The sequence below is a fragment of the Streptomyces sp. MMG1121 genome (genome assembly GCF_001280015.1).
Taxonomy (GTDB): Bacteria; Actinomycetota; Actinomycetes; order Streptomycetales; family Streptomycetaceae; genus Streptomyces.
Map to the genome: position 1 here is coordinate 1 of NZ_LGDV01000209.1, position 12,511 is coordinate 12,511.

Genomic DNA, 12,511 nt, shown 5'->3' on the forward strand with positions numbered 1-12,511 from the left:
CGCCGACGGGCCGGACTCCGGTGCCGCCATGTCCGCGGACGGTGTGACACAGGGCGCCGAGGCGCCGGAGGCCACCGCGCAGGACAGCACGGCGGGACCCGACGGCACCGCCGGATCGCACCACGCACCCCGGCCGGACAACACCCCCCCGCCGTTCCAGCCGCAGGCCCCGCAGCCGGCGCCCGCCGCCTGGAACCAGCCCAACCAGCCCGACCAGCCCGGTGTGCCCGCCGCCGGGGGTTACGGCTTCCCGCCGCCGCCCGCACCCCAGCCGGGCCCCAACCCCCAGGCGCAGCCCGGTGGTTACGGCTTCCCGCCGCCGCCCGGGCCGCAGTCGGACCCCAGTGGGCCGATCCCGCCCGGCGGTTACGGATTCCCTCCGCCCCAGCCCCAGCCCCAGCCCCAGGCCACGCCCCCCAACTCGCCCGCCCCGCAAGGCGGTTACGGCTTCCCTCAGCCCTCGGCGCCGAGTGCCGACGGGCCGACCCCACAGCCCAGTGGCTACGGCTTCCCGCAGCCGCAGGCCCCGGCCCCGCAGCCGTCGGTCGATCCGCGGACCGGTGCCGCCTGGCCGCAGCCCATCCAGCACGACCAGCGGCAGATGACCAACCCCGGTGCCGCGCCGCTCGGTTACACCGCCGCCGTGGAGCTGTCCGCCGACCGGCTGCTCAACAACAAGAAGCAGAAGGCGAAGAGCGGGCGGCCCACCGCGGCATCGAGTCGCTTCAAGATCGGCGGGAAGAAGGAGGAGGCCGAGCGGCTGCGCAAGCTGGAGCTGATCCGCACGCCGGTCCTGTCCTGCTACCGGATCGCGGTCATCAGCCTCAAGGGCGGCGTGGGAAAGACCACCACGACCACCGCGCTCGGCTCCACTCTGGCCACCGAGCGGCAGGACAAGATCCTCGCGATCGACGCGAACCCGGACGCCGGTACGCTCGGGCGGCGTGTGCGCCGGGAGACCGGTGCCACCATCCGTGACCTCGTCCAGGCGATCCCGTACCTGAACTCCTACATGGACATCAGGCGGTTCACCTCGCAGGCGCCCTCCGGTCTGGAGATCATCGCCAACGACGTCGACCCGGCCGTCTCGACCACGTTCAACGACGAGGACTACCGGCGCGCCATCGACGTACTCGGCCGGCAGTACCCGGTCATCCTGACCGACTCGGGTACGGGTCTGCTGTACAGCGCCATGCGCGGGGTGCTCGACCTCGCCGACCAGCTGATCATCATCTCGACGCCGTCCGTGGACGGTGCGAGCAGCGCCAGTACGACGCTGGACTGGCTGTCCGCCCACGGGTACGCCGACCTGGTCTCCCGGTCCCTGACCGTGATCTCCGGAGTCCGCGAGACCGGCAAGATGATCAAGGTCGAGGACATCGTGTCCCACTTCGAGACACGGACCCGCGGGGTCGTGGTCGTGCCCTTCGACGAGCATCTGGCCGCCGGCGCGGAAGTCGACCTCGACATGATGCGACCGCGGACGCGCGAGGCGTACTTCAACCTCGCCGCGCTGATCGCCGAGGACTTCGTACGCCACCAGCAGTCGCACGGGCTGTGGACCAGCGACGGCAACCCGCCGCCGGTGGCCGCCCCGCCGATGCCGGGCCACGCCATGCCGGGTCAGCCCATGCCCGGGCAGCAGGTACCGGGTCAGCCCATGCCTGGGCAGCAGGTACCGGGTCAGCCGATGCCGGGTCAGCCGATGCCCGGGCAGCAGATTCCAGGGCAGCCGATGCCAGGGCAGGAGATGCCAGGGCAGCCTGTGTACGGCCAACCCATGCCTCCTGCGCAGCACATGGCCGGACAGCCCATGCCCGGACAGCCCGTCCCGGGTCAGCCGTATCCGCCGCAAGCCCCGGGCCAGCAGCCCTACCCGCCCCAGCACGGACAGCCGGGCCAGTCGTACCCGATGCCCCCGGGCCAGCCGTACCCGCCGCAGCCGGGTCAGCCGGGTCAGCCGGGTCAGCCGGGTCAGCCGTCGGCCCAGGCGTACCCGGCGCAGCCTCAGCCCGAGCAGCAGGGACAGCCGCAGGGACAGCCCCAGCCGCCGTACCCGCCGCAGGGACAGCCGCAGCCGCCGCAGGCCCCGCCTCCGCAGCAGTAGGACCGCATGACGAAAGGGCGGCCGGTGCGATGCGCACCGGCCGCCCTTTCGTCACGCGCGAGTGGGAGGAAACTACTCCTCGGCCGACGAGTCCGCCGCGTCCGCCGCCACGATCTCCCGGCACCGCTTCACGTCCACGGCCATCTGCTCCAGCAGGGCCTCCAGCGAGTCGAACTTCGCCTGGCCGCGCACGTACGCGAGGAAGTCGACGGCGACGTGCAGGCCGTACAGGTCGAGGCCGACGCGGTCGATGGCGTACGCCTCCACCGTGCGCTCGGTGCCGTCGAACTGCGGGTTCGTGCCGACCGAGATCGCCGCCGGCATGATCTCGCCCTGCGCGTGCAGATAGCCGGCGTACACGCCGTCTGCGGGGATGGCGGTGTGCGGGAGGGTCTCGACGTTGGCCGTCGGGAAGCCCAGCTCGCGGCCGCGCTGGGCGCCGCGCACGACCACGCCCTCCACGCGGTGCGGGCGGCCCAGGATTTCGCGGGCGCCCTCGACGTCGCCCTCGGCGACCAGGCAGCGGGTCAGCGTCGAGGAGAACGGCTTGCCGTTGCCCGCCTCACCGGTGACGTACAGGTCGACGACCTCGACCTCGAAGTCGTAGGTCTTGCCCTGCTCGGCGAGGAACTCGACGTTGCCGGCGGCCTTGTGGCCGAAGCGGAAGTTGGGGCCCTCCACGACCGCCTTCGCGTGCAGCTTGTCCACCAGGACCTTCACGACGAAGTCGGCGGGCGAGAGCTTCGAGAACTCGGTGGTGAAGGGGAGGATGAGGAGCGCGTCCACGCCCAGCTCCGCCATCAGTTCGGCGCGGCGGTGGTGCGGGGCGAGCAGCGGCGGATGGCTGCCGGGGCGGACGACTTCGCTCGGATGCGGGTCGAAGGTGACCACGACGGCCGGGACGCCCAGCTCGCGGGCGCGGTTCACGGCGTGCTTGATGATCAGCTGGTGGCCGCGGTGGACGCCGTCGTAGGAACCGATGGTGACGACGCTGCGCCCCCAGTCCTGGGGGATGTCCTCCAAGCCACGCCAGCGTTGCACTGTGACCGCTCCTCGAACCCGTGTCCGTGTCTACCTTGACCTCTTGTGCAGGTCTAAGGGTGCCATGCCGGGTGCCCCTGGCCCGCATCGGTGTCGGGGCTGTGACCGGGCGCACGTTCGCGGTCGCCCCCTTTATCGCTGATCACGCCGGTACGCGTACGCCCGCCAGGTTTTCCAGCATGCGGCGCGTGCTGGGGCCCACCACCGCGACCCAGTCGTCCGGGGTGTCGGTCAGCCAGCGGGCCATCTGCGTGGCGAAGCCGGGCACGTGCCGGCCCAGGTCGACCAGGCCTCGGTCGAAGCGGGTGGCGCCCTCCGGCGTGCGGACCAGGAGCAGGCCGGTGCGGTGGACGAGCCCGCGGACCTCCTCCTCCCGGCGGTCGTCCTCCTCGGCGCTGTCGCTGGGCTCGGCCGCCGCGTGCAGGACGGCGTCCAGGACGGACGGGTCCTGTTCCCGTGCCAGCAGGACCTCCAGCAGCTCGCGGCGCAGCGGGCGGGAGGCGGGGGTGGCCGGGCCCGCGAGGACGGTGGCGAGGGCCGCGCGCAGCGGTTCGGGTCCGTCGTCGAGCAGGCCGGTGACGAGGGGCAGCAGGACGGGGCGGGCGGTCGGCCCCTGCTCCAGCCGGTCCTCGACGTGGGCGGCGAGACGTCCCGCGGTCTGCGGACGCTGTCGTACGGCCTCCCGGGCCAGGGCGGCGACGCTGCGCGCGAGTGCCGGGGTGGCCGCCTCGGAGAGCGTGCACAGGATGTCCGCCGCGTCCGGGGCTCGCAGCCGGGCGCGGAAGGCCTCCAGGACCGGTTCGGGGTGGGTGGCGAGGGCGGGGGCCAGGACACCGGGCGGGATGTGCGGGTCGCCGTCGGCGAAGTGCCGCAGGGCCTCGGCCAGGTACCGGTCCCGGGTGTGCGGGTCGTGGACCAGCAGGGCGAGGGCGCCGCCGTGCAGGGTGGCGTCGGCGGGACGGGCGAGCAGCGCGAGGGCGGCGTGGCGCAGCAACTCGCGGTCGGCCTCCGCGCGCGCGTGCGGGGCCGCGCGCGGCCCGAAGGCCACGGCCGCGGCCCGGCGGGCGGGACGCCCGTCGTGCGCCCAGCGGTCGACGGCCCGGCAGACGGCCGACGGTTCGTCCTCGGCGAGCGTGGTGAGCAGTTCGTCCGCGCGCCGGTGGGCACTCGCCGCCAGGAGGTCGGTGAGGTCGTCCAGCGCGCCGTGCCGGTGAGTGTGCAGCAGCGCCTGCGCGGCGGTGGCGACGGTGGCGTGCGGGGTCGCGGGCAGCGGCCGTTCGTCGTCGAACCAGCGCGTCAGCTGCGGCTGTACGGCGGCGGGCGCGGCGGCGAGCAGCCGGGCGACGGCGTCGAGGTAGCGCTCGCCGGGCTCCGGGGGCGACTGGTCGGCCAGCACGAGGCGGCGCAGCAGATCGATCCGCTCGGCGTCCGGGACGGGCAGCTCGGTCCAGAAGCCGGGTCCGAACTCGGCCGGTACGGGCCGTCGCGCCCGGCGCCAGGCCACGACACGGTCGGCGAGCAGAGAGAGCACGTCGGTGTACGGCGTCGCGTCCGGGACCTGGAGCAGGGTGTGGGCGAGCAGCCGGGCGGCCCACCAGGAGCCGGGGTCCCGGTCGAGGGCTTCGGTCAAGTCCCTGAGCCGGAAGGCCAGTTGGCGGGCCCCGTGCTGCCTCGCGAGGAGCAGCAGGGCCTGGACGACGGGGCCGACGCGATGGTGCGGGACGGGCACGGGAGCGTAGGCGGCAGTGTGCCAGGTGGCACGGGGGCGGTGGACGAGAGCGCGCAGGGCCTCGTCCAGGTCGAGGTGCGTGCCCTGGATCCAGTCGGCCAGCTCCTCGTGCGCGAAGCGGTAGCCGGTGCCGGCCGGGACGAGCAGGCCCTCGGTGAGCACGGCCGACGCCCAGCCGGTGCCGCCGCCGAGCCGGGCCGGGGCGGGCCCCCACGGGAACACCGCCTCGAAGGACTCCCGGTCCAGCTCGCCCTGCCCGGGCCCGAGACTGCGCCGGGCGGCCTCGTGCACCTGTCCGGCCACGCGCGCGGCGAGCCGGCGTACGGCCGTACCGCGCAGGCCGCTCTCTGTGGCGAGGCGCACCGCGATGCGCAGGCACATCAGGTCGAGGTGGGCGGCGAACACCTCGTGCCGGTCGACGGGCCCGGCGAACGGGGCGTCCGGGGCGGCGGCGCGGACCTCGGACAGCAGCCGGAGGGTGAGCGGATGCCCGGCGTCGCGGCCCACGAGGGCATCGTCGGGGATGCCGTAGCGCACACGCGCCCGGCGCGCCTCGTCCGGCGTCAGGGCGGCGAGGCGGACACAGGGCGGGAAGGGGACGACAGGGTCGTTTCGGGTGGTGGGGGCGGCAGGGGCGGTGGCCGTGGACCGGGCGGCGGGAACGGCAGCCACGGCGCAACCGGCCGCGGCCCCGGGACCGGCATCAGCAACAGGAGCGGCCTCAGCCACGGGACCGGCCGCAGCCCCCCTGCCCGCAGGAGCCGCCGGCCCAGCCACAGCCGCCGAACCGGCCGGGACCGCCCTGCCGGCAGGAGCTGCGGCACCGGTCTGAGCCGCACCACCACCGGCGGGCACCGCACCGCTGCCCGGAGCCGCGCCACCGGCAGGCGCATACAGCAGATCCGTCGGGAAACCCGCCCCCGCCCGCTCCCAGTACTCCTCCCGGCAGGCCACCACCAGCCGCGCCCCGGTCTCGCGGAGCCAGTCGGCCGTCCCCTGGATCCACTCGGGCAGCCGGTGGGCGAGGACGGGTGGCATCTCCTCGGGGCCGTCGAGGAGGAGCAGCAGCGGGTGGCCGGCCCGGGCGGCGAGGCGGGCCAGCCCCTCGGGGGTGAGGTCGCCGAGGTCGTCGGGGTGGACGCGGCGGGCGGCGGCGACGATCCGGGCGGCCCGTTCCAGGGTGCGGCGGGCGGCGTCGGCCAGGGAGCCGTCGGCGTCCGCCAGGTCGGCACCCCGCAGCCACAGCGTGGGCGCGGGCCGTTCGGCACGGGCCCGGCGTGCGGCAAGGGCCGCGAGTTCCGTCGTACGACCGCTGCCCGGGGCACCGACGAGCGCGAGCACCGTCCGGTCGCCGGCCACGAAGGCCGCCAACTCCCGTGCGGTGCCAGCGCGTTCGACCGGTTCGGCGATGCCGGTGAGGCCGGCGTGCGGGCCGTCCTGGCCGAGCGAGGTGGCGGTCAGCTCCTGGATGCCGGCCGGGTTGAGGTCGGCGCCGTACGCGGGCACGGTGGCCGCGTTGCGGGCGAGCAGCTCGGCGAGGGGGCCGTCGGCGGGCCGCAGCGGGACCGCGAAGCCCGCGTCGCGCCGCGCGGAGTGCAGGGCGGTGCCGACGATGCCGAGAACCGCGCCCGTCCGCGGGTCCAGCACCGGTCCGCCCGCCGCCCCGCCGCCGAGCCGCAGCGCGTCCCGGCCGGCGGTGCCGATGGCCAGCTCCAGCACGTCCGGGAGGAGATGGAAGCGGTCGGTGGCGGTGTACGTCGCCTCGGTGGCGGCCAGCACCCGCGCCTGCCGCCAGCAGCCCGCGGGCACCTCCACGTAGGTCCCGGCGTCGATCCGCTCCCGCACCGTCAGCGGCAGCGGGGCCAGGCCCAGCCCCTCGGTGCGGACCAGGGCCAGGTCGCGGGCGGGCAGCGGGGTGACGGCGGCGGCGTCGACCACGCAGACGCGCTCCCCCGCACCGTCGCCCTCGGCATGCAGCACGAGCCGGGGCAGGCCGTCGACGGCCTCGTGGCTGGTGAGCAGGGTGCCGTCGTGATCGGCGAGGAAACCGATGCCCCGGGGACGGCCGGCCAGGTCGCGGATCTGCACGAGGGCGGGAACAGGACGGGGCGGGAGAGGGGGGTGGAGGTGGAGGTCAGGGGTACCGGATGTGCGGCCGGTGCCGTCCTGCGCCTCCGGGCGACCGTTTCCGGTGCGCGGGCCCCGTCCCGCCATGGCCGTACCTCCCCGCCCGTGCCCGTGCCTGTCTTCGACGGTAGGCGCGCGGTGATCGGCGGGAAAGATCGCGCGGCGAACGCGCCCCCATCCGCTCCCCCGGTTCACTCCGAGCGCCTGCCCGGACGGGTGAATAGACGCGTGCCGGTGGACAACCCTAGGGGTGGGGGAACCGAGGGGGGACCGTGGAGCGGCGGCCGGCGCCCACCCCGTGGCCGGCCGCCGCTCCACGGACAACCGCTCGACGCGGGCCCGTGGAGCGGCCTCGACGGCCTCTCGACGGCTTCGCACCGCATCGGGGCCGCCCCGGCGGTGTCGCAGCGGTGTCTCAGGCGAAGACGGCCAGGCTCTTGGCCTTGCCCTTCTGCTCCTCGACCAGCGCGAGGAAACGGTCCTCGGTGTCGAAGACGGCGACGGGACCGGCGCCCGCGTACGTCTCGGGCATCTCCAGGCGCACGCCGTTCAGCAGCAGCCGGGCGCGCCTGGCGTCCACCTGCCAGCGCGGGAACGCGGCCGCGGCGGCCTCCGCGACCGGCATCACGGTCAGCTCCTGCTGGAGCTGGTCCAGCGTCTTCGCCGCGTCCAGCTTGTACGGCCCCACGCGGGTGCGGCGCAGCGCGGTCAGATGGCCGCCGACGCCGAGGTCGGCGCCCAGGTCACGGGCGAGGGCGCGAATGTAGGTGCCCGAGGAGCAGACGACCGAGACGACCAGGTCGAGGACCTGCGTACCGTCGTCGGCGACGGCCTCACGGACGTCGTACACCGTGAAGGAGGAGATCGTCACCGGGCGGGCGGGGATCTCGAAGTCCTCGCCCTCGCGGGCCCGCTTGTACGACCGTACGCCGTCGATCTTGATGGCGCTGACCTTGGACGGCACCTGCATGATCGCGCCGGTCAGCTTGGCGATGCCGGCGTCGATGGCGTCCCGGGTCACCTTGGACGCGTCGGCGGACGAGGTCGTCTCGCCCTCGGCGTCGTCGGTGACCGTGTTCTGGCCCAGGCGGATGGTGCCCAGGTACTCCTTCTCGGTCAGCGCGAGGTGCCCGAGGAGCTTGGTGGCGCGCTCGACGCCGAGGACCAGGACACCGGTCGCCATCGGGTCGAGGGTGCCGGCGTGGCCGACGCGGCGGGTCCGGGCGATCCCGCGCATCTTGGCGACCACGTCGTGCGAGGTGAAGCCCGACGGCTTGTCGACGATGACAAGGCCGTCGGGCGGGGTGGGCTTGCTGGTCATTCGGCGCTGTCGTCCGTCTCCTCGTCGGCTTCCGGCTTCTTGTACGGGTCCGCCTCGCCGGCGTATGCCGCGCCGGCGGACGCCTCCCGCACCTTGGCGTCGGACTGCCGGGCCTTGTCGAGGAGGTCCTCGATGGTCCGGGCGGTGTCCGGCAGGGCGTCCGCGACGAAGGTCAGGGTCGGCGTGAACTTCACACCGGCCGCGCGGCCGACCTCGGAGCGCAGGATGCCCTTGGCGCTCTCCAGGCCGGCGGCCGCGGCCGCCCGCTCCTCGTCGTCCCCGTAGACCGTGTAGAAGACGGTCGCCTCCCGCAGGTCACCCGTGACCCGGGTGTCCGTGATGGTGACGTGCGAGCCGAGCCGCGGGTCCTTGATCCCGCGCTGCAGCTTCTGGGCCACCACCTCTCGGATGAGGTCCGCCAGCCTTTTCGCCCGCGCGTTGTCGGCCACTGGTCCGTCTCCCGTTCTTTCTTCTTCTTGCGTTGCTGTGGTCTGGTCGCCGTCGGTCGTCTTCGGCCGTCTTCAGTCGTCCTCGCCGTGGAAGCGGCGTCGGACCGACAGCAGCTCCACTTCGGGGCGGCCGGCGACCAGCCGCTCGCACCGGTCCAGTACGTCGGTGAGGTGTGCCGCGTCGCCGGAGACCAGGGCGAGGCCGATGCCCGCCCGCCGGTGCAGATCCATGTGGTCCACCTCGGCCGCGCTCACCGCGTACTTCCGCTGGAGTTCGGCGACGATCGGGCGGACGACGGAGCGCTTCTCCTTCAGCGAGTGGACGTCGCCGAGGAGGAGGTCGAAGGACAGAGTCCCCACGTACATGTGTGTAGCCGGTTCACCCGCCGGTACGGGATCGATGGCCCCGGGGCCGTGTGGCCGGGGACATCAAGAACGGTACCGCGTACCTGCCGGTGGCTCGACAGGGTTTCGGCACCGCCCAGGGGGCTGCACGCCCCCTGGAACGGCGCGCTGGCCGACAGAACCGGAGTTCCGTCGGCCAGCACGAACCGTAGGCCGTTACGCCCGCGGCTTCTCCCGCATCTCGTACGTCGCGATGACGTCGTCGATCTTGATGTCGTTGAAGTTGCCGAGGTTGATACCGCCCTCGAACCCTTCGCGGATCTCGGTGACGTCGTCCTTGAAGCGACGCAGGCCCTCGATGTTGAGGTTCTCCGCGACCACCTTGCCGTCGCGGATGAGGCGCGCCTTGGTGTTGCGCTTGACCTCGCCCGAGCGGATGAGGACACCGGCGATGTTGCCCAGCTTGGACGACTTGAAGACCTCGCGGATCTCCGCCGTACCGAGCTCGACCTCTTCGTACTCCGGCTTGAGCATGCCCTTGAGGGCCGCCTCGATCTCCTCGATCGCCTGGTAGATGACCGAGTAGTACCGGACGTCCACACCCTCGCGCTCGGCCATCTGCGCCGCGCGGCCGGCCGCGCGGACGTTGAAGCCGATCACGATGGCGTCGGAACCCATCGCCAGGTCGATGTCCGACTCCGTGACCGCACCGACGCCGCGGTGCAGGACGCGGATGTCGACCTCTTCGCCGACGTCCAGCTGGAGCAGGGAGGACTCGAGCGCCTCGACGGAACCAGAGGCGTCACCCTTGATGATCAGGTTCAGCTGCTGGACCTCGCCGGCCTTGAGCACCTTGTCCAGGTCCTCCAGCGACACGCGGCGCGTGCGCTTGGCGAACGCGGCGTTGCGCTCACGGGCGGCGCGCTTCTCCGCGATCTGGCGGGCGGTGCGGTCCTCGTCGACGACGAGGAAGTTGTCGCCCGCACCCGGGACGTTGGTCAGGCCCAGGACCTGGACCGGCGTCGACGGGCCGGCCTCGGCGACGTTGTTGCCGTTGTCGTCGAGCATGGCGCGCACACGGCCGTAGGCGTCGCCCACGACCATCGTGTCGCCGACCCGCAGCGTGCCTCGCTGGACGAGGACCGTCGCCACGGCACCGCGGCCGCGGTCGAGACGGGACTCGATCGAGATGCCCTGCGCGTCCTGGTGCGGGTTGGCCCGCAGGTCGAGCGAGGCGTCGGCCGTGAGGACCACGGCCTCCAGCAGCGAGTCGATGTGCAGACCCTGCTTGGCGGAGATGTCGACGAACATGGTGTCGCCGCCGTACTCCTCGGCCACCAGGCCGTACTCGGTCAGCTGACCGCGCACCTTGGTCGGGTCGGCGCCCTCGACGTCGATCTTGTTGACCGCGACGACGATCGGGACGTCGGCCGCCTTGGCGTGGTTGAGCGCCTCGACCGTCTGCGGCATGACGCCGTCGTTGGCCGCGACGACCAGGATCGCGATGTCCGTCGACCGGGCACCACGGGCACGCATGGCGGTGAACGCCTCGTGACCCGGGGTGTCGATGAAGGTGATCGCGCGGTCTTCGTCGTTGACCTGGGTCGAGACCTGGTAGGCACCGATGTGCTGGGTGATGCCGCCGGCCTCGCCCGCGATGACGTTCGTCTTGCGGATGGCGTCGAGCAGTCGGGTCTTACCGTGGTCGACGTGACCCATGACGGTGACGACCGGCGGACGGACCACCAGGTCCTCCTCGTCGCCCTCGTCCTCGCCGAACTCGATGTCGAAGGACTCGAGCAGCTCGCGGTCCTCCTCCTCGGGGCTGACGATCTGAACCGCGTAGTTCATCTCGCCCGCGAGGAGCTGCAGCGTCTCGTCGGAGACGGACTGCGTGGCCGTGACCATCTCGCCGAGGTTCATCATGACCGCGACGAGGGACGCCGGGTTGGCGTTGATCTTCTCCGCGAAGTCGGTGAGCGACGCGCCGCGGGAGAGACGGATGGTCTCGCCGTTGCCGCGCGGCAGCATCACGCCGCCGACGCTCGGGGCCTGCATGGCCTCGTACTCCTGGCGACGCTGCCGCTTCGACTTGCGACCGCGACGCGCGGGACCGCCGGGACGACCGAAGGCGCCCTGCGTGCCACCACGGCCACCGGGACCGCCGGGACGGCCACCGAAGCCGGGACGGCCGCCGCCGCCACCGCCGAAGCCGCCACCGCCGCCACCGGGACCGCCGGGACGACCGGCGAAGCCGCCGCCGCCACCCGGACGGGCACCGCCGCCACCGGGACCGCCGGGACGGCCGGCGAAGCCGCCGCCGCCGGGACGACCGGCACCACCGGGACGACCGGCACCACCCGGGCCGCGACCGCCGCCGCCACCGGGGCCGGGACGCGGACCGGCAGCGGGACGCTGCGGCATCATGCCGGGGTTCGGACGCGGACCGGCCGGGCCGGGACGCGGGCCGCCCTGCGGGCGGGGCATGCCGCCCGGCGACGGACGCGAACCGCCCGGAGCCTGCGGACGCGGACCGCCGCCCTGGGCGCCGGGCGCCTGCGGGCGGGGACCGGCGCCGGGGGCACCGGGACCACCCGGACGCGGACCGCCCTGCGGGCGCGGGGCCTGCGGGCGGGCCATGCCGGTGGAGCCACCGGAGGTGAAGGGGTTGTTACCGGGACGCGGACCGGCCGGACGACCGCCCGGACGCGCGCCCTGGCCACCGGAACGCGGAGCGCCCTGGCCCGGACGGGCCGCCTGGCCCTGGCCGGAGCCACCCGGACGAGCGCCGGGCTTCGGCGCACCGGGACGGGCGCCGGGACGCGGACCCTGCGCGGCCGGGGCCTGCGGGGTCTGGGCGGCGGGAGCGGCCGGGGCGGCCGGCGGAGCGGTGAACTCCGGGGCTGCCGGGGCCGGACGCGGCGCGGGCTTGGGGCCCGGCACCGGACGCGGGCCGGGGGCCGGCGCGGACGCCGCGGGCGCCGACGGGGCGGCCGGCTGCGGGGCAGCGGGCGCCGTCGGAGGCTTGGGGGCCGGCGGCCTCGGGGCAGCCGGACGTGCCGCCTGCGCCGGAGAGGGCGCGGCGGGCTTGGGGGAAGCCTTGCGCGGGGCGGGCTTACCGGCGGACTTGCCGTTGCCACCGCCCTGGAAGGCGTCGGTCAGCTTGCGTACTACGGGCGCTTCGATGGTCGAAGACGCCGAACGGACGAATTCACCGAGTTCCTGGAGCTTGGCCATGACGACCTTGCTCTCAACCCCGAACTCCTTGGCGAGTTCGTATACCCGGACCTTAGCCACTTCGCTCCTTTTAGGTCCGGGTGCGTCCGGACCGTCGCTACTTCATGGGCGTACTCATCGCGTGCTCATCGAGTGCTCATCGCAATCTCGACCTA

At 74.0% G+C, this 12,511-nt stretch carries 7 protein-coding genes; 1 reads left to right on the forward strand and 6 read right to left on the reverse strand.

All coding sequences use genetic code 11. The annotated features are described in order from the left end of the window. Positions 1 to 2,107: MinD/ParA family ATP-binding protein (locus ADK64_RS28955; protein ID WP_159046358.1), on the forward strand; the 2,107-nt coding region annotated here is incomplete at its 5' end. 72 nt (positions 2,108 to 2,179) lie between these two features. Here ADK64_RS28955 and ADK64_RS28960 read toward each other — a convergent pair. From ADK64_RS28960 to infB, 6 genes are all read right to left on the reverse strand, one after another. Further along, positions 2,180 to 3,148: a bifunctional riboflavin kinase/FAD synthetase gene (locus ADK64_RS28960; protein ID WP_053663631.1), complete on the reverse strand. Its 969-nt coding sequence runs from the start codon at positions 3,146 to 3,148 to the stop codon at positions 2,180 to 2,182. A gap of 142 nt (positions 3,149 to 3,290) precedes the next feature. Further along, complete coding sequence (locus ADK64_RS28965) at positions 3,291 to 7,091, reverse strand: trypsin-like peptidase domain-containing protein (protein ID WP_107093119.1); 3,801 nt, start codon at positions 7,089 to 7,091, stop codon at positions 3,291 to 3,293. 328 nt (positions 7,092 to 7,419) lie between these two features. Next, positions 7,420 to 8,325: a tRNA pseudouridine(55) synthase TruB gene (gene truB / locus ADK64_RS28970; protein WP_053663636.1), complete on the reverse strand. Its 906-nt coding sequence runs from the start codon at positions 8,323 to 8,325 to the stop codon at positions 7,420 to 7,422. After that, positions 8,322 to 8,774: a 30S ribosome-binding factor RbfA gene (rbfA, locus tag ADK64_RS28975; protein WP_053663638.1), complete on the reverse strand. Its 453-nt coding sequence runs from the start codon at positions 8,772 to 8,774 to the stop codon at positions 8,322 to 8,324. Before rbfA ends, truB begins: the two co-directional genes overlap by 4 nt. A 72-nt stretch (positions 8,775 to 8,846) precedes the next feature. After that, on the reverse strand, positions 8,847 to 9,140 hold the full coding sequence (locus ADK64_RS28980; RefSeq protein ID WP_053663640.1) for a DUF503 domain-containing protein: 294 nt from the start codon (positions 9,138 to 9,140) through the stop codon (positions 8,847 to 8,849). 195 nt (positions 9,141 to 9,335) lie between these two features. Next, entirely contained in the window at positions 9,336 to 12,416 is a 3,081-nt protein-coding gene (gene infB / locus ADK64_RS43610) for a translation initiation factor IF-2 (RefSeq protein ID WP_078992899.1), read from the reverse strand. Between the last annotated feature and the right edge of the window lie 95 nt (positions 12,417 to 12,511).